Genomic DNA, 22,475 nt, shown 5'->3' with positions numbered 1-22,475 from the left:
TCTTTGCCGAACCTTACTGTACCCTCTGAACGGCCGGTCGTGGATGATCCCGTTCAAGGGGGCCGGCAATTCGCGTTCCTGCTGGTCGACAAGTTTTCGATGTTTTCGCTGGCAGCGGCGATCGATACCTTCCGCTCGGCCAACCGCCTGCTCGGCCGCGATTTCTATGGCTGGACGACGGTCTCGGCCGACGGCGATCCCGTCATGGCCTCCAACGGCCTGCCGCTCAAGATCGACTATGCCGTCGCCGATTTGCCGCCCGTCGATATCCTATTCGTGTCGGTGGGCCTGTCGGTCGAGTTCCCCGGCAAGAGCAAGGTGCTGGCGGCGCTGCGCAGCTGGGGCCGGCGCGGCAATGCGCTCGGCGCGTTGTCGGTCGGCTCTTACCTCCTGGCCGAAGCCGGTCAGCTCGAAGGTTATCGCTGCACCATCCATTGGGAAAACCGCGCCGGCTTCGTCGAGCGCTTTCCCGACATCAATTGCACCGGCAACGTCTTCGAGATCGACCGCAAGCGCTACACCTGCGCCGGCGGCACCACCTCGATCGACCTGATGCTGGAGATCGTGCGTGGCGACTTCGGCTCGAACCTCGCCAACGGCGTTGCCAACCAGTTCCAGCATGAGCGCATCCGCTCCGCCGGCGACCGCCAGCGCGTCGGGCCGGAGCGCGACCTGACCGGCAAGTCGGAGAAGCTAAGGCGCATCGTCGAACTGATGGCCGACCATCTCGACGAGCCGCTATCAGCCGTGCAGCTTGCCAAATCGGCGGGCCTGTCGGTGCGCCAGGTCGAGCGCTTGTTCCTGCGCCATTTGAGCGTCACGCCCGGTCGTTACTACATGCGGCTCAGGCTTGAGCGGGCGCGCGAACTGCTGCGCCAGACCAACATGCCGATCCTCGACGTGGCCATTGCCACCGGCTTTACCTCGCACTCCTATTTCGCGCAGAGCTATCGGCTGCAGTTTGGCCGTCCGCCTTCCGAAGAGCGGCGCACCACCTACTGATTTCGTGTTACCAGCTCTGCCGGCGCCGATCCTGTTACACTGCAACCGTTAGAAGCATGATCCCAAAAAGTGGGTGCCGGTTTTTGGAAAAGATCGTGCTCCAACAAAGGGTTAGATCATGATGAGATTTCATCCAAATCTCATCATGATCTAGTAACCCGCTCCAGGCTTGTGTCCGGACGCGCTGTCAAATAGCTTCCGGCGCGGATCAGAGGGCGGCCTCAAGGAGATTTCGATGGCGGGACTTTTGCGGAGCGTCGCTGCGGCGCTGCTCCTTTTGTCGATGACTTCGCTCGGCTTTGCCGCCAATAAGGTTATCATCATTCTTGACGCTTCAGGCTCGATGTGGGCCCAGATCGACGGCAAGCCGAAGCTCGAGATCGCGCGCGAATCGCTGAGGACCGTACTGCAGTCGGTCCCGGGCGACGACGAGATCGGCTTAATGGCCTATGGCCACCGCGAAAAGGGCAGCTGCGACGACATCGAGCTGATCGTGCCGCCGCAAGCCGGCTCGGCTAGCGCCATTTCGGCCGCTGCCGACAGCCTGAAATTCCTCGGCAAGACGCCGCTGACCGCAGCCGTCAAGCAGGCGGCCGAAGCTCTGAAATACACCGAGGACAAGGCGACCGTGGTTCTCATCACCGATGGGCTTGAAACCTGTGAAGGTGACCCGTGCGCGCTGGGCAAGGAACTGGAGGCCTCAGGCGTCGATTTCACCGTCGACGTCGTCGGCTTCGGCCTGACCGCTGACGAGGGCAAGCAGATCGCCTGCCTTGCCGACAACACCGGCGGCAAATATATCCAGGCCTCGGACGAGAAGGCGCTGCAGGAAGCACTGGTCGAAACCGTCGCCGCGCCGGCTCCGGCGCCGGCACCCGAACCCGCTCCGGCGCCTGCCCCTGAACCGGCAAAGCCCGAATTCAATTTCATCCCGACCGTGGTCATGGCGGAAGGCGGCGATCCGATCACCGACGGCAATGCCTGGGAGGTCTACAAGGCCAAGGCCGATGGCACGCGCGGCGAGGCCGTCACCACCCAGTACAACAACTACGAGGCCAATCTCGAGCCGGGCGACTATGTCGTCGTCGCGCGCGCCGACGAAGCTCGGGCGGAACAGAAGGTCAAGATCGAGGCGGGCCAGGTCTACAAGCCGCTCTTCACCTTGAACGCCGGCACCATGCTCATCCATCCGAAGCCAAGCCAGGGCGCCGAGATCAGTGACGAAGCCCATGTCGACTTCGCCTTCCCGGGCGGCAGCACCACCCACTATGGCGACACCAGGATCATCGTGCCGGCTGGTGAGCAGAAGGTGACGGTTGCGATCGGCAGCGGCTCGGTGACCGAGAACATCCAGCTCGCCGCCGGGCAGACTGTGGAAAAAGACATAGTCGTCGGCGTCGGCCATGCCGCCGTCAACGCCTACTACACTGCAGGCGGCGACAAGGCCGACTCCTCGGGCATCAGCGTCCAGATCGTCAAGGCCAAGAAAAAGATCGACGGCTCGCGTGACGATGTCGCCCACTCCTATGGGCCCGACAGCAAGTTCTGGCTGCCGCCGGACGACTATGTCGCGGTCACCTCGCTTGAGCTCGCAACCGTCGAGCAGCCTTTCAGCGTCAAGGTTGGCGACGTCAAGGACGTCAAGGTGACGCTCGATGCCGGCGTGCTGGTGATGTCGGCGCCGGGTGCCTATTCGATCGAGGTGCTGTCGTCGAAGAAGGATATCCAGGGCAACCGCAAGGCGCTCGGCCTGAACTATGGCGACACCTGGCAGCAGACTATCCCGGCCGGCGACTATGTCGTCCTCCGCCACATGTCCGATCAAGGCCATGACAAGGAAATGCCGGTGACGGTCAAGGCCGGCGAACGGAGCGAGATTACGGTTCAGCCGTAATCGCCATCCATCCCTCACCAAAGGGCGGCCTCAAACCGAGCTCGAGCCGCCCTTTTTACAAAATAGGCAATGATGCCTCAGGCCGTGCCGAAAGCACTGGCGCCATGGTCGGCGCGGCCGACCAGCTGGCGGAAACCGGCGAACAGCTCGCGGCCGAAACCGAACTCGTTGCCGATGAGATCGATGTCGGCCGTGCGGCGCAGCGCGAGCTCTGGCCCCGGCACCAGCACTTCCAGCGTGCCGGCATCGGCGTCGAGCCGGATGATGTCGCCGTCATGGATCCTGGCGATCGGCCCTTCCTCGACCGCTTCCGGCGTTACATGGATCGCCGCCGGCACCTTGCCGGAAGCGCCAGACATGCGCCCGTCCGTGACCAGCGCGACGCGCTGGCCACGATCCTGCAGGATGCCGAGCACGGTGGTCAGCTTGTGCAGTTCCGGCATGCCGTTTGCCTTCGGGCCCTGGAAGCGGATGACGGCGATGAAGTCGCCGGTCAGCGTGCCGGCCTTGAAGGCTTCGTTCAGTCCCTGCTGGCTGTCGAACACCTTGGCCGGCGCCTCGATGACGCGGCGTTCCGGCTTCACGGCGGACGTCTTGATGACGGCGTGGCCGAGATTGCCGGCGAGCACTTTCAGGCCGCCGGTCGGCTGGAAGGCCTTCTTGAACGGCGCCAGCACCTTCTCGTCGCCGCTCTGCAGCGGCGAGGCTTCACGCACGACGCTGCCGTCTTCGCCGAGCCGGGCTTCGACCGCATAGGGCCTGAGACCTTCGCCCCATACCGTCTGCACATCCTCATGCAGGATGCCTTCGTCAAGCAATTCGCGGATCAGGAAGCCGAGCCCGCCGGCGGCATGGAAATGGTTCACGTCGGCAAGCCCGTTCGGATAGACGCGCGCGAGAAGCGGCACCGCTTCCGACAGGTCGGAAATGTCCTGCCAGGTAAGCGTGATGCCGGCGGCCGCCGCCATGGCGATGAGGTGGATGGTGTGGTTGGTAGAGCCGCCGGTGGCGTGCAGGCCGACGACGCCATTGACGAAAGAGCGCTCGTCGATCATGCGGCCGACCGGCGTGTAGGCGTTGCCGAGCGCGGTGATGGCGAGCGCCCGCTTCGTCGCCTCACGCGTCAGCGCGTCGCGCAGCGGCGTGCCCGGATTGACGAACGAGGCGCCGGGCGTATGCAGGCCCATGATCTCCATCAGCATCTGGTTGGAGTTGGCGGTGCCGTAGAAGGTGCAGGTGCCCGGCCCGTGATAGGATTTGGACTCCGCTTCGAGTAGTTCTGCGCGCCCAGCCTTGCCCTCGGCATAGAGCTGGCGAACCTTGGCCTTCTCGTCATTGGGCAGGCCCGTCGTCATCGGCCCTGCCGGCACGAACACCGCCGGCAGATGGCCAAAGGTGAGGGCTGCAATCACCAGCCCGGGCACGATCTTGTCGCAGACGCCGAGATAGACGGCGGCGTCGAACATGTTGTGCGACAGGCCGATCGCCGCCGACATGGCGATGACGTCGCGCGAAAACAGCGACAGCTCCATGCCGGGCTGTCCCTGGGTCACGCCGTCGCACATGGCGGGCACGCCGCCGGCCACTTGCGCGATGCCGCCAACTTCCTTCGCGGCTTCCTTGATCAGCGCCGGGAAGGTTTCGAAGGGCTGATGCGCCGACAGCATGTCATTGTAGGAGGTGATGATGCCGAGGTTCGGCACCTTGTCGGCGCCGAGCGCCAGCTTTTCAGACGGGCTGCAGACGGCAAAGCCATGCGCGAGGTTGCCGCAAGACAGAACCCCCCGGTTGGCGGCGCGGCTGGAGGTCTCGGCGATGCGGCCGAGATAGCGCTCGCGGCCGGCTTTCGAGCGTTGGCGGATGCGTTCCGTGATGGCTTCGATGTCGCGTCTGGCTGTCATGGTCGGTCCTTTCGAGCCCCGGAAGAACGTCCTCCACCGTCTGCCGGGACTGCTTTGCGTGAAATCAGGGTGCCCAGAACACCTCTACCGGGATGGGTGCCGCTTCGAGCACTTTGCGGATGGGCTTTTTCGCACCCGGTCCCATCGCACCATCGAAGGCGGTGCGCTTGTCCTCGCCTTCTATATGCAGCGCGATGAAGCCGGCGTCGACGATCCGCGCCAGCGGCAGCGTCAACCGGGGTTCGCCGGCGCTTGCCGCGTGAACCGGCAGCACGATCCTTGATGAGGCGGGGTCGAGCAAATCGCCGAGATTCTCGGCGTCGGGAAAGAACGAGGCGGTGTGGCCGTCGCCGCCCATGCCGAGCACGACGACATCGAGGGGCCAGGGCAGAGCCTTCAGCGCCGCATCGTCGGCCGCCGCGGCGGTCTCGATGCTTGCCGCCTCATGGTAGAGCGGCACGAAGTGCGCGGCAGCCGCCTTGTTCTGCAGCAGGTTGGCCGCGACCAGCCCCGCATTCGAGCGCGGCGAGGAGGCCGGCACGAACCGTTCGTCGACCAGCGTCACCGTCACCTTGTTCCAGGCGATCGGAATGGCCGAAAGTGCTGCAAAGAACTTTGCCGGCGTGGTGCCGCCGGAAACGGCAAGCAGGGCCGTGCCGCGCTCGTTGATGGCCTTGGTCAGGCGCGCCGCGACATTGCCGGCAAGGGCTGCCGCCAGATCCTGGCGCCCGGCAAAGCCGTTCCAGTTATAGACGGGCTCGCTCAATTGCTTTCGTGCCATGTCCGCCCGTCGCGTTCGATCAGCGCAATCGAGGCCGAGGGACCCCATGTGCCGGCCGTATAGCCTTGCGCCTCCTGCCTGGCGCTTTCCCAGGCGTTCTGGATCGGGTCGATCCACTTCCATGCCGCCTCGACCTCGTCGCGGCGCATGAACAGCGTCTGGTTGCCGCGGATAACATCCATGATCAGCCGTTCATAGGCGTCCGGCGCACGGCCGTCGAAAGATGTTGCAAAGCTCATGTCGAGCGGAATCTGGCGCAGCCGCATGCCGCCTGGGCCTGGATCCTTGATCATGATGAACTGCTTGACGCCTTCGTCGGGCTGCAGCCGGATCACCAGTTGGTTGGCTGAGATCGGCCCGGCGCTGTCGCCGAAGATCGAATGCGGGATCGGCTTGAACTCGATGACGATTTCCGAAACGCGGGTCGCCAGCCTTTTGCCGGTCCTGAGATAGAACGGCACGCCGGCCCAGCGCCAATTGCCGATCTCAGCCTTGATGGCGACGAAAGTCTCGGTGGAGCTGTCTTTGCCAAGTTCCTCGACATAGCCTTTCACCGCGCCGCCTGCAGAGGCGCCGGCGCGGTACTGCCCGCGCACGGTGTGCTTGGGTGCCTCATTGCCGTTGATGCGCTTCAGCGCCCGCAGCACCTTCAGCTTCTCGTCGCGCACGGCATCGGCATCCATCGACGATGGCGCCTCCATGGCAACCAGGCAGAGCAGCTGCAGCATGTGGTTCTGCACCATGTCGCGCAGCGCGCCGGCCTTGTCGTAGTAGGTGACGCGGTCTTCAAGACCGACGGTCTCGGCCACCGTGATCTGCACATGGTCGATATGGGCAGAATTCCAAAGCGGCTCATAGAGCGCGTTGGCAAAGCGCAGCGCCATCAGATTCTGCACCGTCTCCTTTCCGAGATAGTGGTCGATGCGGAAGATCTGGCTTTCGTGGAAGTCGTCTCCAACCACGTCGTTGAGCTTGCGCGCCGAATCGAGGTCGCGGCCGATCGGCTTCTCCAGCACGATGCGCGAATTCGGCGTGATGAGATTGTGGGCTTTCAGCTGGTGCGAGATGTCGCCGAACAGCGCCGGCGCAACCGCCAGATAGAAAGCGCGAATGCGGTCGCTTTCGCCGATCGCCTTTTTCAGCTTGTCGAAGCCGGCACCCGTCGTCGCGTCGGCCGATACGTAGGACAGCCGGGCAAGAAATGTCTTGAGTTCCTCGGCGTCGATGTCGGCCGGCTTCACATGCTGGGAAATCGCCTGCTTGGCGAAAGCCTGGAATTCCTCGTCGCTCATCTTGGAGCGCGAGGTGCCGATGATGCGGGTCGGCTCGGAAAACTGGTGGTCGCGCTGGCGGTGGTAGAGCGAGGGCAGCAGCTTGCGTTCCGACAGGTCGCCGGTGCCGCCGAAAATGATGAAGTCGAAAGGCTCGACGGGAATGATCTGGCTGGTCATGGTCTGTCCGCTTTGACGCCGCTCGCTGTGACGCGGCAGGATATAATCTAATCGATTTAAACTATCCAGTGCCATGGTGTCACATCAAGGCCAAATCACTGCATATTGATTCGCTCCAAATGTGCCTTGACACTGGCTCCCACCCGGAGGCTTTTCGTCAAGCGATGGTCCCGGGGCTTTCGCGCCTGCAACATAAAGCGGGAATGTGACGAAAGCTAATGCGTGTCGCCCAGAAGTGCGAAGCGGTTCTGGGAGACAGACACGCATCAAACAAAAAGGAAAAATGCGCTTGCGAGGTGGGTCTTCAATGAGCGGAAAAAGCATGCGTCTGGAAAACAAGGTTGCCGTCATCACGGGTGCTGCGTCAGGTTTCGGCGAAGGCATGGCCAGGCGCTTTGCCGAAGAGGGCGCCAAGGTCGTCGTCGCCGACCTCAACGCCAAGGGCGCGGAGCGCGTTGCAGCAGAGATCGGCCAGGCCGCGATCTGGACCCAGACCGATGTTTCGCAGCGTTCCGAATTCGACGAGATGGTCTATGCCGCAAAAAGCGCCTTCGGCCGCATCGATATCATGGTCAACAATGCCGGCTACACCCATCGCAATGGCGACATGCTCGACGTCGACGAGGCGACCTTCGACCTGATCACTTCAGTCAACATGAAGGCGATCTATCACGCCGCACTTGCCGTGGTGCCGATCATGGAGCGGCAGGGCGGCGGCGTCATCCTGACCACGGCTTCGACCGCCGGTCTGCGGCCGCGGCCGGGGCTCACCTGGTACAATGCTTCGAAGGGCTGGGCGATCACCGCGACCAAGTCGATGGCGGTTGAACTCGCGCCCAAGAACATCCGCGTGAACTGCCTTTGCCCGGTCGCCGGCGAGACCGGCATGCTGGAGAAATTCATGGGCACTGACACGCCGGAGATCCGCGAGAAATTCCGTGCCTCGATACCGCTCGGCCGTCTGTCGACGCCGCTCGATATCGCCAACGCTGCGCTTTGGCTTGCGTCGGACGAAGCCGCCTTCATCACCGGTGTGGCGCTGGAGGTCGACGGCGGCCGCTGCATTTGAGCAATTCGGGAAGTACCTCGCTGTTCGCAATGCATGGCAGACAGAGCAATGTCGGCAAGAGTTCGCATCGGTGCGCCGGCCGGCCGAGGAACGAACAGTTGACGTCGTCACGCCGGACCCCAGTTTGACTTCTCGATCCCCCGAAAGGCATAACGGATCGTGGATAGTGTTGGCGGGTGATGAAGATCAGGCAGCAGAAAAGTCGCTACGATCTGGGATGGCGGCTGCGGCTTTACCTGGCCAAGCGTGCGCGGGCGCGAAGCAAGGCAATTTTCATCGGTGTTACCGGAAGCTCCGGCAAGACGACGGCGGGAAGCCTGCTTGGACACATCCTGGCTGGCCAGGGTTCGGTCCACACACAGGTTCTGGCCAACACTATGAAGGTGTTGGTTCGAACGCTTTACAAGCGCCTGAGGAAGGCCGGCAAAGTCGATTACGTCGTTTTCGAAGCCGGCGCTTCCGACTTCGGCACGATCAGCGCCATGGCGCAGATGCTGAAGCCGAGTGTGGCGGTGGTTACGATGATCCGTCTGGAGCATTTCGGCAAGTTCAGGACTCTGGAAGCTGTGGCGGGAGAGAAGCGGGCGCTGGTCGAGGCACTCCAACCCGATGGACTTGCGGTTCTCAATTGCGATGACCCACTGGTGATCGGCATGGCGTCTGGCGCGAAATGCCGGATTGCGACCTTCGGCCAGTCCGGCGAGGCAGACTACCGCGTGAGTGACGTGCATGCCGCGTATCCGGAATTGCTGCGGTTCACCCTTCATTGGCGCGGTGGCAGCCTGAATATTCAAGCGCCTTTTCCCGGCGAGCAATTCTGGCTGCCGACTGCAGCGGCTGTTGCCGCCGCCTTGGAACTTGGCGTCCCGCCAGAGCAAGTCGTAGCGAGAACGGCATCGTTTGCACCACTGCCCAACCGCTCTACGGTGCAAGAGGTATCAGCGGGTCCGAAATTCCTGGTCGATACGGCCAAAGCGCCCTGGCATTCGCTCAACATTGCCCTGGAGATGATCGCAAAGGCCAAGGTCGCTCGCAAGCGCATTGTGCTTGGGCAGATATCCGACTTCGCCGGCTCGCCGAGGAAATACGGCAGTGCATACAAGATCGCGCGCGAAATCGCCGATGAGGTCATCTACACGGGCGACAATGCGCATCGCTCGCGCGCCAGCCAGGCCGACCGCGACAGCGGCCGGTTCATTGAGCTTCGCAGTCCCAAGGAAGTTTCGGATCACATCAAACAGACGGCGGTCCCAGGAGAACTGATTCTGCTGAAAAGTTCGTCTAACCTTCATCTGGAAAGGATCGCGCTCGCCTGGACGCACGATGTGAAATGCTGGACCCCGCTATGCGGCAAGTCCGAAAGCTGCCAAATGTGCGGCCTCTGTGAGGTGCCGTTCGAGGAACACCGGGATTTCCTGGCGAAGCGCAAACTTGCTCGCAGGAGACACCGTTTCAGGTGGTTGCTCGGCGGCTGACCAGATCTGGCGGCTTGTGTCTCAAGCCCCGGTCTTGATGTAGCTCTTGTAGATCCAGCCGCGCTTGCCGTTGTAGACGATCTGGCACCATTTCTTGCAACTCACCACCTGCACCGACGACTTGGCGGGCACGGTGCCCATGGCGGCGGCGTTTTTCTGCGGACCGCTGCGCATTGTCACCGTCCTGAGGATGCGTCCGGTGCCGGCGGCAGCAGCCACCTTCTGTGGCTTGGCCTTGGCCTGGGTATCGTTCGTTGCGGCGGAAGATTGCTCGTCTGGAAGTTGCGGTTTTGGCGTCGGTATGGCGGCGGTTTCCGCGTCGTCGTCATTGGCGGGAGCAGCGACCTTTGACAACTGCGTCGTGGCGTCGCCCTGGGCCGCCGGTTCTTCGAATGCCGCGGCATCGGACGGTTTGGCGGCAGCCTGCTCGGTAGGCGCCTGATCGGATGGCGTCGCGGCAGGGTCGCTGTTGGATTGCGCCGCAGTCCAGCGCGGATCGTTGGCCGACAGCGGCGGCATCGCAGCCCCACCCACAGCGACCGTCGATGAAACCGCGTCGCCCTTGCGCGCGGCTTGTGGCGCCGCTACCGCGGCAGCCGTCGCTGCGACCGGGGCAATCTTGGTCGTCTTGACCGGAAAAGTCGGAACGTTCTGCTGTGTGCTGGCGATCGCTTGCCGGTCGCTGGCCGGCAACGCCAGCCAAAGCGCTATGCCCGCCACGCCAAGCAGCGCTGCGGTGCCGACCGCGGCGATCACCAGATGCGAATTCGTGCGCACCCCCTGCCAGAAGGAGGGCCGCATGTCATAGCCGAATTGCATGGCGAAGCGCCGACGTTCCGGCGCGCCGAAACTGAAGGGCTCGTTCACTCTTGCCACCTCCAAAAGATGAGCCGGTGTTCTTTCGATCGGCGCCGGCAGCCCGGCATTCGATCGGCATCGGTCCCAACAACAAAGCGGGCAGGCCCGCAGAAATCCCCGTTCAATCGCCCAGAACCGGCATCCTTTGCCCTTGATTGTGGCATCAGTGCGCCCTCAGGGGAATTGTGCGCTCTTGTTAAGGATTCTGCAACGTCTCGCTGCGGCAACCAACAGCTCAATAGAATCAGCTCAGTACCAGCCACGGCCGATATGAGATACTTTCTCTATATTCGGTCCCTCAGGGCAAACCAGTTCAGTGCCAAGAACAATAATGGCGTTCTAAATCGCCGGCCGCCGGGAAAAGCCGGGATGTTCAGGTCCTCGATCAGCTTCAGTCTGTCGCGGTTGCCGGCGACGGTCTGGGCATAGAGCTTGCCGAAGAAGTTCGACAGCATCACGCCGTGGCCGGAATAGCCTCCGGCCGAGATCACATTGGGCATCACCTCGCGCACGAACGGTTTCCTGGGCATGGTGATGCCGACATAGCCGCCCCAGCCATGGGTGATCTCGACATCGCTCAGTTCCGGATAAAGCTCGGCTATCTGCCGGCGGATATGGACATGGATGTCCTTCGGATCGTTGACGCCATAGACCTCGCGCCCGCCGAACAGCAGCCTTCCATCCCTGGATTTGCGGAAATAACGCACGACGAAACGCGAATCGTCGACCGCCTCGCCGCCCGGCAGCACTTTCGAATCGACGCCCAGCGGCACCGTCGCGCCGATGAAGGAACCGATGGGCATGATGTGCGCGGCACTCACCGGCTCGAGCGTGCCGCCATAGGCATTTACACCGATCAGGCATTTCTGGGCGGTGATGGTTCCTCTCGAAGTCGTCACCCTGACCTTGCCGCCGCTGGAGGTAACACCGGTCGATAGTGTCTGCTCGAACAGGTGCGCGCCGGCCGCTGCCGCGACCTTTGCCGTGCCGATCACCAGCTTCATCGGGTGGATGTGTCCGGTGCCGGTGTCGCGGGTGCCGCCGAAGTAGCGTGTGGAGCCCAGCCGTTCGGCCGTTTCCCTGGCATCCATGAAGGCGATGTGAGGATAATTGAAGCGGCCGGCCATGATCTCGGCATGCGCCTTGTAGTCGTCGAGATAGCGCGGCTTGTGCGCCACGGACAACTGGCCGGGCATATAGTCGATGTCGATCTGGTTAACGGCGGCGAATTCGAGCAGGTGCGCTTTCGCCTCCTCGGCAAGGTCGAACAGCGCCTTGGCGCGGGAGAAGCCGTATTCGGCCTCCATCTCTTCGGCCCAGGCGCGCTGGCCCGTGCCGAGCTGGCCGCCATTGCGCCCTGAAGCGCCGTCGCCGAAGCGATGCGCCTCGATCAGAACGACGTCGGCTCCCGCCTTCGCCAAATGAGCGGCCGCCGACAGCCCGGTGAAGCCACCGCCGACGACGACGACGTCGCAGCTGCGGTCGCCGTCCAGGGCAGGGTACTCAGGGCGTGGTCCGGCTGTGTCTTCGTACCAGGAGCGACCGGGGGAGATAGGTGATTGGTAAGGCATGGGGACACCAGCCAATGGTGAATGGTGAATGGCTGCGAGACGCACGACGTCTGCGCTCATCCATCCAATATGAAACTACTCACCATTCACTATTCACCATTCACACGACGAAGTCGCCGCTCACACGTTGAGCAACAGATACTCCCGCTCCCACGGGCTGATCACTTCCATGAAGGTCTCGAACTCCGCCCGCTTGATCGCTGCATAGGTTGCGGCGAAGGACTTGCCCAGAAGAGCGCACAGTTCCTCGTCACCTTCGAAAAGGTCGACGGCTTCGAGCAGGCCGCGTGGCAGGTCGATCTCATCGGCGTTTGCGGTGGTCAGCACCGGAGGCTCGGCCTTGATCTTGTTGGTGATGCCGATCAGCCCGCAGGCAAGTGAGGCCGCCAGCGCCAGATAGGGGTTGGCGTCGGAAGACGGGATGCGGTTTTCGACACGCCGCGCCGCCGGATCCGAGCGCGGCACGCGGAACGCCGTGGTGCGGTTGTCATAGCCCCATTTGTTGTTGACCGGCGCCGAGGCCGACTGCGTCAGCCGGCGGTAGGAATTGACGTAAGGGGCAAACATCACCAGCGCGTTCGGCACATGCTTCTGCATGCCGCCGATAAAATGGAAGAAGTCGTCGGTTTCCGAGCCGTCCTTCGCCGAAAAGATATTCAGCCCGGTCTTCTTGTCGATGATCGACTGGTGGATGTGCATGGCAGAACCTGGCTGGCCCTGGATCGGCTTGGCCATGAAGGTGGCATAGATCTCATGCTTCAGCGCTGCCTCGCGGATGGTGCGTTTGAACATGAACACCTGGTCGGCGAGCTCGACCGGATCGCCGTGACGCAGATTGATCTCGAGCTGGCCGGCGCCTTCCTCGTGGATCAGCGTGTCGATCTCCAGGCCCTGGCTTTCGGAGAAATGGTAGATGTCGTCGATCAGTTCGTCGAACTCGTTGACGCCGGCGATCGAATAGCCGGCGCCGCCGCCGATTGCCCGTCCGGAACGCCCGACGGGTGGCGTCAATGGGTAATCCGGGTCGGGGTTCTTGCGCACCAGGTAGAATTCGATCTCGGGCGCCACCACCGGCTTCAGCCCGCGCTTGTCATAGGCTGCTACCACGCGCTTCAGGACGTTGCGCGGCGTGAACTCGACCGAACGGCCATCCTGATGGACGAGGTCGCAGATGACGGCGGCCGTCGGGTCTTCTTCCCACGGCACCACGGTCAACGTCGACAGATCCGGCATCAGCTTCAGGTCGCCATCATCCTCCGGATAGTGGAAACCGTTGCCGTCCTCGGGATAGCCGCCCGAAATCGTCGTCATGAACACTGCCGATGGCAGCGCCAGCGAGGTGTTGGAAGTGAATTTCTTCGACGGCATCATCTTGCCGCGCGCGACGCCAGCCTGATCAGGCGTGATGCATTCTATGTCTTCGATGCCGCGCCATTCCAGCCAGGCGCTGACTTCCTTCCAGTTCTTCACGCCGCGTTGATTTTTCACGAAGGCAGGCGTTCGGACGCGTCCTCCGCGGGTCGACGGACGGACTTCCTTTTTCGCAGGCGGCATCATTCACCAGTTTGGGTTGCAATTATCACAGTATAGCTGTTGCCGGTGATGGAAGGGAAGGGGAGCCGGCCCGATAGGTGCGGCAACGAGGCTGAACGGCCTATGTCAGACGGCCTTGCCGGGCGGCGCATTTGCGCCCTGCCATCTGCGCAAGGCACCGGCATAGCGCCTGCGCCATCCGCTTTGCGGCGCGGTCAGGAACCAGGATTGGCTGAGGTTCCAGCTGTCTGCGCACAGATCCCTGAGCCTTGTGTTGATGATGCCTTTGCCGGATAGCGGATAGACCGAGAATTCGGAAAAGAAGATCGCGCCTTCGATTTCGTAGAAATCGCATCGCATGTGATCGAACGGCGCGGTCAGCCGCTCGGCGATGGCAAGCATGCGCGGGAAGGATGCCGGCAGGTCGATCCGGATCCACTGGGGGCCGCTGCCTGGCGGTGGCGGCGCGTAGGTTCCGTCACGGTCGAAATGACATTTCTGTTCGTTGCCGTGTTCATCCCGACGCGCGGCATAGACATAGGCCGTCGTCCCGTTAGACACGTGGAATTTGTACTCCAAAGCAACGGACTGACCGTCCTCGAGGAGCATCTCTTCCACGAGGATGCGCCTGCTGGCGTGCTTGTAGCCCCATTCGCCGAGCTTCCTGCCGTAGCGGTGGCGCATCCAGCGTGCCGTACGCCGGCGCAGCCTAGCTCTGTCTACCTCACCGTTGCGCACCATCATGTTCCAGCGGCAGCCATGATTGGCCTTCACCATGACATTGCCGGTGAGCAGCTCCGCCGGAAGTTCTGCCGCGTCATATCCGGACCACAGAACCGCAGCCGTCTTGAGTTCTGGACAGGTGGACAGAGCGTAGGCTTTCGAGGCGAGCTTGTCGCAAGCCGTGGTGAAGAAGGGATTGTGGTCGAAAATCTTGCGCCACAGGAACTTGTCTGCATAGGAAGCGGGCCTTGCCGGATCGGGCAGCACGCCGCTATGATTGAAGGTGCGGGCGCAAATCATCGGATGGCGGACAAGGCACCATGCCTGTACCAGGGTAAGCAGCACGCGGTCGCTCATCCGCAGCCCTGGCATGATCAGCTTGCTGGCCTGGGAACACTCCCGCGTGCAACGAACACGTCCCGCGTCATATTTCGATGGATGCTCGTGCGGCCGGTAACCGCAAGCCGGGGATCAAGCGTTCTTTCTACGCTTTCCACCCACAGCCTGCCAAGCGAGACCGGCTCCCACAAGACGATCTGCACACCTTGAGGCGCGGTATCGGCTATGCGAGAAACCACCGCTGCCTTGGGCGATACCATGCTGGCGACGTAAACGACCTGCGCCTCGCCATAGTCATAGTCGCGGCCGTCGCAAAGCTCGGCCCGCATCCGCACATAGCCGAGCTTGGCCGCAAGCCTGTTTGCCGTTTCGACCGCTTCAGGCACAATATCGAGACCGATGATTTCGGGGACGACAGTCTGGTCGTGTATGCGGAACATCGTAAACGGACGCCCTCCGCAGCCGACCATGACAGCGCGGCAGCAGCTGCCGAAATCGACGTGATCGAAGACTTCGTTCAGGCGATTATACGCATCCCTGGATGACAGCACGCCGATGCTTGTTTTTCCCGCTGCGATCTGCCCGAAGGATGCCGGACCGCTCAGATCCTGATCCAGCATGTGCCTGATCTCGGCGGTATCTTGCTCCTGCACCATCTTGCCGAATGCGGCGGTCAGCGCCGGTCGGTACGAAAGGATCTCCGGGTAGGTTTCAAGCAACGCCTCGCCGGTATCGTGTCCCATGGCGATGCCAAGATCTCGGATGGCATTTATGAGTTCAGTCGGAGTACGCCCTGGCAAGGAGCCCACAATTTGCTCCAGTTCACGCTTCCAGGCGCCCAATTCCGGCATTGCTTCCCACCATTCCCTTGCCGTAGCTAGCAGTGTGCGGCGACAACGTCTACATCATTGCCTTCACTTGAACGGGACAGTCGACCATGCCCCTGACCACTATCGGCTTCGACGCCGACGATACCCTATGGCAGAACGAACAGTTCTTCCGCCTGACCGAGAAGCATTTTGCAACCCTGCTCGCCGACCATGGCGAGGCCGAGCACATTTCGGCACGGCTGCTGGAGGCCGAGAAGCGCAACCTTGCCGTCTACGGCTTCGGCATCAAGGGCTTTACCTTGTCGATGATCGAGACGGCAATAGAAGTGACCGAGGGCCGTGTGCCGGGGTCGACCATCGCCGAAATCCTTGCCGCCGGCCGCGACATGCTGGGACATCCGGTCGAGGCTTTGCCGCATGCGCGTGAGACCGTGGAAAGGCTCGCCGGCGCCTACCATCTGGTGCTGATCACCAAGGGCGATCTGTTCGACCAGGAGCGCAAGCTGGCGGCGTCCGGCCTTGGCGACCTGTTCGATGCCGTCGAGATCGTCAGCGACAAGAGCGCCGCCACCTATGCCAGGATCTTTGGCCGCCACGGCAGCCCGCAGACCAGCATGATGGTCGGCAATTCGCTCAAGTCGGACGTGGTGCCGGCCATCGAGGCCGGCAGCTGGGGTGTGTATGTGCCGCACGAGCTGACCTGGGTGCTCGAACACGTCGAGCCGCCGGTCGAGGCACCGCGTTTTCGTCAGCTTGTCGATCTTGGCGAACTGCCGGCTTTGATCGAGAGCATCGGCAAGGAAGGCTGACCGCCCCGCACGCGTTCGGGCGGATTGCGATCAGCCGCGCCCGAGACTGATCAGCCGGTCGACCACCGGCTGCAGCCTTTCGGTGGTGATCGGCTTGGTTACCACCACATCGACCACGCTCGACAGGCCCAGGCTGTCGGGCGTGCCGGTCTTGGTTGAAAGCAGGATCACCTTGGGGAGCGACCGCCCAGATGTCCGCCGCAAGGCGTCGATGGCCGCCATCAGCGCGCGGCAGTCCTCGTTGTCGGGGCCGCCATCGAGAACGACGGCGCCCGGAATGAGGGTTCGCAATGTCTTTGCCGCCATTTCGGGCGACTCGGAGATCGGCTTCAGTCCGGACTTCTCGACGATCTTCGACACCACCACCCGGTTAATCGGCGATCTTCCAACGACCAGCACGTGGGAGAAATCCGTTGATATCTCGGAGTTCGCGTCCCTGCTTGACGAATTCAGATGTTTGGCGGTGTCGGTCTCGCGGTTCACAGGGCACATGGGCGGGGCGGGCACTCGGCGCTGCTTCAATGCAGGGTTGAAATCCGAGAGCCAATTGGCGTGAGATCGCCCGCCATGTCAAGCTGAAATGACGGACCTGCGAAATATAGCTGGAAATATTAAACCCCGGAGACAAGGTCTGTTTTCGAACTGTAGTTAAGTTTACGCTCAAAAGCGAAAGTCACCCGCGCTGAAAACCCGCGGGTGACGTTGAAATCGGCCAGTGAACGGCGGGGCCCATAGATTCCACAAGCACAAAGCTTCCGTAAGGGAAAGATCAGCCGTGACTCTTCTGCGTGACGATCACCGGGATCAGCAGGTCGCCCCAATTGCCGTCGCCGCCATGATGCCGGGCCGAGCGCACCAGTTCCACCGAGACGCCGGCCTCCACTGCCTTCATCACCGATTGATTGAGCCGGTGCAGGTCGTTGGCCAGCATGCGGATGGTCGCCTGTTGGTCGACACTCATCGTGGTGGACTGCTCTTCTGCACGTTCCTTGACGCGGCTTATGGATGCCATTTTCTTCTCCCTTGCCCTTCGGGCGTTTCCTCTGTTGGTATGTCGACCGGTTCATTCCGCTGCCGGCTTGAACTGGGCGTGCTCAGTCGATTCATGCATGGCGGCGGTCGAGGACTGGCCGCCGCTGATCGCCATTGAGACGGCGTCGAAATAGCCGGTGCCGACCTCGCGCTGGTGCTTGGTCGCGGTGTAGCCGTGGACTTCGGCCGCGAACTCGGCTTCCTGCAGCTCGGAATAGGCGGCCATCTGCCGCGCCTTGTAGCCGCGGGCCAGCTCGAACATGCCGAAGTTGAGCTGGTGGAACCCGGCCAACGTGATGAACTGGAACTTGTAGCCCATGGCGCCGAGCTCGCGCTGGAACTTGGCGATCGTCGCGTCGTCGAGGTTCTTCTTCCAGTTGAACGACGGCGAGCAATTATAGGCGAGCAGCTTGCCCGGATGATGCCTGCGCACGCCTTCGGCGAATTTCTTGGCCTGCGCCAGATCGGGCTTGGATGTTTCGCACCAGATCAGGTCGGCATGCGGCGCATAGGCAACGGCGCGCGCGATGCACGGTTCGATGCCGTTCCTGACCTGGTAGAAGCCTTCAACCGTGCGGCCGGCATCGTAGTCGACGAAAGGCTGGTCGCGCTCGTCAATGTCGGAGGTCAGAAGCTTTGCCGCTTCCGCATCGGTGCGTGCCACGACTAGCGTCGGCGTGCCCATCACGTCGGCCGCCAGACGCGCCGCGTTGAGGTTGCGGATATGCGCGGCGGTCGGGATCAGCACTTTGCCGCCGAGATGGCCGCACTTCTTCTCAGAGGCCAGCTGGTCCTCATAGTGGACGCCGGCAGCGCCGGCCTCGATGAACGCCTTCATGATCTCGAAGGCGTTGAGCGGTCCGCCGAAGCCGGCCTCGGCATCGGCGACGATCGGCGCGAACCAGGTGTCGACCGACAGGCCGTTGCCTTCCGAGGTCTCGATCTGATCGGCGCGCTGCAGCGTGCGGTTGATGCGCTTGACCAGTTCGGGCGCCGCATTGGCGGGATAGAGCGACTGGTCCGGATACATGGCCGACGCGGTGTTGGCGTCGGCGGCTACCTGCCAGCCCGAGAGATAGATTGCCTTCAGCCCGGCACGCACCTGCTGCATCGCCTGGTTGCCCGACATGGCGCCGAGTGCATTGACGAAGTCTTCCTCGTGGATGAGCTTCCACAGCCGGTTGGCGCCCATTTCGGCAAGACTCTGGCGTATCTGGACCGACCCGCGCAGCCGCTTCACATCGTCCGGCGAATAGGGTCGTTCGATGCCGTCGAAGCGGCCTTCGGGCGCGGATGGGACAAGATTGTAAAAATCAGTCATTGGTCACTCCAGATCAATCGATGCCAGTGTCTTGAAACGCCGCGCCCTGGGATAGTGTGCGTCGTCTGTGTGTGACATCATTTACATTGCGCCGCGACGAGAGCGAGGAAAACCGCTATTTCCGGTAGAAAATAAGAGAAAACCTGTGTTGTGTTTGACTGCCTGCCGCTGTAAATCTGTCATGATTGTAAAAAGATGGTGCGCCGTTCATCGCTCGCAAGTCGTGTAAATTTCCTGTCAAGGAAAGCCGATGGCCGACCAGAAGATCTTTGCCGGGCCGCGCATCCGCCGCATCCGCATCGCCAAAGGCCTGACCCAGACAGCGATGGCAGAGGGGCTCGGCATCTCGCCGTCCTATCTCAACCTGATCGAGCGCAACCAGCGGCCGCTGACGGTGCAGCTGATCCTAAAGCTGGCCTCTGTCTACAAGGTCGACCCGCATGAATTGCAGGGTGAGGCGAGAGGGTCGATCTCGGCCTTGAAGGAAGTGTTCGGCGACCCGCTGCTTGCCGGTGAATTGCCGGGGGACCAGGAACTGATCGAACTGGCCGAGGCCGCCCCCAACGCATCGGCTGCGATGATAAAACTGTTTCGCGCTTACCGCGAGCAGGTCGAGCGGCTGTCCGATCTCAACGAGCTTCTGGCGCGCGAGGGCCGCGCCACGGCGCTGTCCGGTGCGCGGCTGCCGATCGACGAAGTGCACGAGATTTTCGAGCGCCGGCCGAACCATTTTGCAGCACTCGAGGAGGAGGCCGAGGCCTTCACCTCGGTGCTCGACCCCGGCGACGATCTGTTCGGCGCGCTGAAGGCGTGGCTGAAGCGCGAGTATGGCATCGTCGTCAAGGTGCTGCCGGTGGCCACCATGCCGAACTGGCGCCGCCGTTATGACCGTCATTCGCAGCGTCTTTTTCTATCGGAGCGGCTGTCGCCGTTCGACCAGTTGCGCGAAGTCGCCATGGAGGCCTGCCTGATCCGCATGACGGTCGCTGTCGCCGGCGAAATTCAGGCGCTGAAGCTCGGTACGGACGAAGCCCGCCGGCTCGCCCGCTTCGAGTTCGGCCGCTACGCCGCCCATGCCTTGATGATGCCCTATCAGGCCTTTCATGCCGCCGCCGTGCGGGCTTGTTACGACATCGATGTGCTGCGCTCGCGTTTCGGCGTCTCCTTCGAACAGGCGGCGAACCGCCTGACCATGCTGCAGCGTCCTGGCTTGTCCGGGGTCCCGTTCTTCATGCTCGAGGTCGACAATGCCGGTAACCGCTTCCGCAAGGCCGGTGGCCAGGGCTTTCCGCAAAGCCGCTTTGGCGGCGGCTGCCCGAAACTGCCGGTCCATGCCGCTTTCGCTTCGCCTGGCCAAATCCTGGTCGAGGCGGTTGAAATGCCCGACGGCGCCGAGTTCCTCTGCATCGCACGCACGCTCGAGGGGCCGCAGGGTTCGTTCTCCGAGCGTCCGCGCCGCACCGCGCTGCTGTTGGGCTGCGATATCGGCTTTCGCGACGAGATCGTCTATGGCGCCGGGCTGCCGGCAAAGGCCGGACAGGGCGCCGCCACGCTGGTCGGTCCCGCTTGCCGGCTGTGCGAACGCATCGGCTGCCTCGCCCGCGCCGAGCCGCCGGTGACCCGTCCGCTGGGCCTCGACGAGATGGTGACGGGCCTGAGCGCCTTCGATTTCCAGTGATGCTTCTCGGGCTGGAGGTCGCGGAAGACTGCAGCTGTTTGCGCTAAAGCAATAGAGCGCGGCCCGAACCATCACCGAACCAAATATTGATTAAGCATCGGCGCTGCGCTATCGAAGGTGAGCTGCAGGGCAGCCAAGGGGGGACGGCTTATGAACAGGAAAGCTTTGTGGCTTGGCGTGGCGCTTGCCCTTTTGGCGGGGCCTGTTCTGGCAGAAAAATCCTCGGAATTCTTCAAGGACTATCAACAGTATAGTGACGACGGCAAGGCATTCCTGGACAAGATCGATCCAAAGACCGGCGCGGTCGACCTTCCCGAAGGCATCCATCTCGATCTCAAGGACAAGTTCTATTTTCTGGGCAAGAAGGACGCGACGTCCGTCCTGACCGAGGCCTGGGGCAATCCGCCTGATACCGCGTCCGAAGCAATCGGCATGATCTTCCCGGCCAAGTACGAGCCCATCGCCGGCAAGGGTTGGGGCATCGAATTGCGCTATGAAAAGATCGGCCATGTCGATGACGCCGACGCCGCATCCATCGACTACACCGAACTGCTGAGCAGCATGCAGGCGGACACATTGTCGGCCAACGATCAGCGGGTAAAGGACGGCTTTCCCCCGATCAAGCTAATCGGCTGGGCCTCGCCGCCGGTCTATGATTTCGTCCACAAGCGGCTGCACTGGGCCAAGGAACTGCAGTTCGGAGACGATACCGTCCACACGCTCAATTACGACGTCCGTTTCCTCGGCCGGGAAGGCGTCTTCGTGATGAGCTACATCGCTACGGTTGAACAATTGCCGGAGATCAAGCAGAGCCTGGACGAAGTGCTGGGCGTGGCGGACTTCAACACCGGCAAGAAATACACCGATTTTCTGCCCGGCACCGACACGGTCGCCGCGGTTGGCATTGGCGGCCTCATCGCCGGAAAACTCGCGGCAAAGGCCGGCCTGATTGCGGTCGCGGTCATCGCCCTGAAAAAGTTCGGCATTCTGCTGCTGGTACCGTTGGCCGGTCTTTGGCGCTTTATCCGCGGCAACAAGGGCACGTCCTAGAAACGGCGGTGTTTGCCCGTATGGCTGCCGGTTGGCGGTGCGCCAAAGGGAATGCCGGGCTGGATCACGTCCGGCGGTAGCCTATGCGCTAGGCGAATACGGCACGTTTCTGTCGTCCATTGTGCATCATGCCGCCCCGAGATAGCCGACAGTCGCACCCCATGACCGATACCGCATCTTCTCCAATCGCCGCACCGCCGATCGTCTCGCCGCGCGAAGAGCGGGTCGGCTTGCTGCTGGTGTTCCTGTCGGCGCTGATGTGGAGCTTTGGCGGCACCATCGCCCGCTTCATCGACACCGCTGACAGTTGGACCGTGGTGTTCTGGCGATCGCTGTGGGCGGCTGTGTTCCTGATTTGCTTCATGGCCTGGCGCGACGGCTGGCGCGGCATGTTGCGGCTGTTTCGCGACATGGGCCTGCCCGGCCTTGCCGTGGCCGTCTGTTTCGCCACGGCGTCGACGTGCTTCGTTGTCGCGCTCGCCTACACCACCGTTGCCAATATCCTGTTGATGCAGGCCGGTGTGCCGCTGCTGGCGGCATTGCTTGCCTGGGTGCTGTTTCGCGAACGCGTCGCCGTCGCGACCTGGGTGGCGATCGCCGCCGTCATCGCCGGCGTCGCCATCATGGTGTCGGAATCGCTCGACGGCGCCGTATCGCCCATCGGTGACGGGCTGTCGCTGCTGATCGCCGTCATGTTCTCGATCGCCACTGTCATCACCCGGCGCTTCGCCCATGTGCGCATGACGCCGGCGACGTGCCTCGGCACGATGCTGGCAGCGGCTTTCGCCGCATCGCAAGCCACGCAGTTTGCCACGTCGGCCCACGACATGGCTTTCCTGTTTGCCTTCGGCGTCATCAATCTCGGGCTGGGCCTTGCCTTCTTCGCCACCGGCGCGAGGCTGGTTCCGGCGGCGATCGCAGCACTCCTCGGCACGTTCGAGCCGATCCTCGGACCGATCTGGGTCTGGCTCGTCCATGGCGAGGTGCCCTCGGTGCGCACCATCATCGGCGGCGCGGTGGTGGTCGCCGCGCTGCTCCTCCATATCGGGCTTGAATTCAAGCGCCAGGCGAGGCTGCACGGCCGGGGACCAGCGGCCTGCCATCGCCTAATTGACCGCCTTTCCCTTGGTTGACAACGTCTCTCCCTATTAGGCTCGT

General features: G+C 62.5%; 18 protein-coding genes and 1 pseudogene. 8 read left to right on the top strand and 11 right to left on the bottom strand.

Annotated features, from left to right (window positions below; all coding sequences use genetic code 11):
• The first annotated feature begins 3 nt into the window (after positions 1 to 3).
• Both ACYG9Y_RS20880 and ACYG9Y_RS20875 read left to right on the top strand, forming a co-directional pair.
• Positions 4 to 1,002: a GlxA family transcriptional regulator gene (locus ACYG9Y_RS20880; RefSeq protein WP_032891834.1), complete on the top strand. Its 999-nt coding sequence runs from the start codon at positions 4 to 6 to the stop codon at positions 1,000 to 1,002.
• Between the two features lie 235 nt (positions 1,003 to 1,237).
• Positions 1,238 to 2,896, top strand: coding sequence for a vWA domain-containing protein (locus tag ACYG9Y_RS20875; protein WP_023704510.1), 1,659 nt, complete (start codon positions 1,238 to 1,240; stop codon positions 2,894 to 2,896).
• 77 nt (positions 2,897 to 2,973) lie between these two features.
• Here ACYG9Y_RS20875 and edd read toward each other — a convergent pair whose 3' ends face one another.
• From edd to zwf, 3 genes are all read right to left on the bottom strand, one after another.
• Positions 2,974 to 4,797 (bottom strand): phosphogluconate dehydratase, encoded by a 1,824-nt coding sequence (gene edd, locus ACYG9Y_RS20870; protein ID WP_023704509.1) that lies wholly within the window; start codon positions 4,795 to 4,797, stop codon positions 2,974 to 2,976.
• 64 nt (positions 4,798 to 4,861) lie between these two features.
• Positions 4,862 to 5,578, bottom strand: a complete 717-nt coding sequence (gene pgl, locus ACYG9Y_RS20865; RefSeq protein ID WP_023707965.1) for a 6-phosphogluconolactonase — start codon at positions 5,576 to 5,578, stop codon at positions 4,862 to 4,864.
• A complete protein-coding gene (zwf, locus tag ACYG9Y_RS20860) occupies positions 5,560 to 7,029 on the bottom strand; it encodes a glucose-6-phosphate dehydrogenase (RefSeq protein WP_023669307.1) in 1,470 nt (489 codons plus the stop codon). The genes pgl and zwf overlap by 19 nt, the downstream gene beginning before the upstream one ends.
• A gap of 322 nt (positions 7,030 to 7,351) precedes the next feature.
• Between zwf and ACYG9Y_RS20855 the strand changes: the two genes are divergently transcribed.
• The gene (locus ACYG9Y_RS20855; RefSeq protein ID WP_027049416.1) at positions 7,352 to 8,098 is read left to right on the top strand and encodes an SDR family oxidoreductase; all 747 of its coding nucleotides are present in this window, start codon (positions 7,352 to 7,354) and stop codon (positions 8,096 to 8,098) included.
• Between the two features lie 179 nt (positions 8,099 to 8,277).
• Positions 8,278 to 9,573, top strand: a complete 1,296-nt coding sequence (locus ACYG9Y_RS20850; RefSeq protein WP_023738246.1) for a Mur ligase family protein — start codon at positions 8,278 to 8,280, stop codon at positions 9,571 to 9,573.
• 21 nt (positions 9,574 to 9,594) lie between these two features.
• Here the strand turns inward: ACYG9Y_RS20850 and ACYG9Y_RS20845 are convergent, their stop codons facing one another.
• The 5 genes from ACYG9Y_RS20845 to ACYG9Y_RS20825 form a co-directional block, all read right to left on the bottom strand.
• Positions 9,595 to 10,440, bottom strand: coding sequence for an SH3 domain-containing protein (locus ACYG9Y_RS20845; protein WP_023738247.1), 846 nt, complete (start codon positions 10,438 to 10,440; stop codon positions 9,595 to 9,597).
• A gap of 275 nt (positions 10,441 to 10,715) precedes the next feature.
• On the bottom strand, positions 10,716 to 12,002 hold the full coding sequence (locus ACYG9Y_RS20840; protein WP_023692383.1) for an NAD(P)/FAD-dependent oxidoreductase: 1,287 nt from the start codon (positions 12,000 to 12,002) through the stop codon (positions 10,716 to 10,718).
• A gap of 120 nt (positions 12,003 to 12,122) precedes the next feature.
• Positions 12,123 to 13,559 (bottom strand): glutamine synthetase family protein, encoded by a 1,437-nt coding sequence (locus ACYG9Y_RS20835; protein ID WP_023669313.1) that lies wholly within the window; start codon positions 13,557 to 13,559, stop codon positions 12,123 to 12,125.
• Between the two features lie 102 nt (positions 13,560 to 13,661).
• Positions 13,662 to 14,630, bottom strand: coding sequence for an ATP-grasp fold amidoligase family protein (locus ACYG9Y_RS20830; RefSeq protein ID WP_050593108.1), 969 nt, complete (start codon positions 14,628 to 14,630; stop codon positions 13,662 to 13,664).
• 2 nt (positions 14,631 to 14,632) lie between these two features.
• On the bottom strand, positions 14,633 to 15,448 hold the full coding sequence (locus ACYG9Y_RS20825; RefSeq protein WP_156929752.1) for a class I SAM-dependent methyltransferase: 816 nt from the start codon (positions 15,446 to 15,448) through the stop codon (positions 14,633 to 14,635).
• Positions 15,449 to 15,534: 86 nt separating this feature from the next.
• Here ACYG9Y_RS20825 and ACYG9Y_RS20820 point away from each other — a divergent pair, with 86 nt between their 5' ends.
• Positions 15,535 to 16,236, top strand: coding sequence for an HAD family hydrolase (locus ACYG9Y_RS20820; RefSeq protein ID WP_031201930.1), 702 nt, complete (start codon positions 15,535 to 15,537; stop codon positions 16,234 to 16,236).
• Between the two features lie 30 nt (positions 16,237 to 16,266).
• On the opposite strand, the gene ACYG9Y_RS20815 is transcribed toward ACYG9Y_RS20820, so the two are convergent.
• From ACYG9Y_RS20815 to aceA, 3 genes are all read right to left on the bottom strand, one after another.
• Positions 16,267 to 16,728, bottom strand: coding sequence for a response regulator (locus tag ACYG9Y_RS20815; protein ID WP_023697301.1), 462 nt, complete (start codon positions 16,726 to 16,728; stop codon positions 16,267 to 16,269).
• A gap of 277 nt (positions 16,729 to 17,005) precedes the next feature.
• On the bottom strand, positions 17,006 to 17,248 hold the full coding sequence (locus tag ACYG9Y_RS20810; protein ID WP_023669318.1) for an SMc00767 family acetate metabolism repressor: 243 nt from the start codon (positions 17,246 to 17,248) through the stop codon (positions 17,006 to 17,008).
• 51 nt (positions 17,249 to 17,299) lie between these two features.
• Positions 17,300 to 18,589, bottom strand: a complete 1,290-nt coding sequence (aceA, locus tag ACYG9Y_RS20805) for an isocitrate lyase (protein ID WP_023738249.1) — start codon at positions 18,587 to 18,589, stop codon at positions 17,300 to 17,302.
• Positions 18,590 to 18,839: 250 nt separating this feature from the next.
• Between aceA and ACYG9Y_RS20800 the strand changes: the two genes are divergently transcribed.
• From ACYG9Y_RS20800 to ACYG9Y_RS20790, 3 genes and pseudogenes are all read left to right on the top strand, one after another.
• Entirely contained in the window at positions 18,840 to 20,267 is a 1,428-nt protein-coding gene (locus ACYG9Y_RS20800; RefSeq protein WP_023738250.1) for a helix-turn-helix domain-containing protein, read from the top strand.
• Between the two features lie 150 nt (positions 20,268 to 20,417).
• Complete coding sequence (locus tag ACYG9Y_RS20795) at positions 20,418 to 21,317, top strand: DUF2167 domain-containing protein (protein ID WP_031253330.1); 900 nt, start codon at positions 20,418 to 20,420, stop codon at positions 21,315 to 21,317.
• A 161-nt stretch (positions 21,318 to 21,478) separates the two neighbouring features.
• Positions 21,479 to 22,431: pseudogene (locus tag ACYG9Y_RS20790) on the top strand (DMT family transporter).
• Positions 22,432 to 22,475: the final 44 nt, after the last annotated feature.

The organism is Mesorhizobium sp. W050, assembly GCF_054719535.1.
The sequence above is the reverse complement of the archived record's forward strand: the minus strand, read 5'-3'. Positions and strand labels throughout refer to the sequence as shown.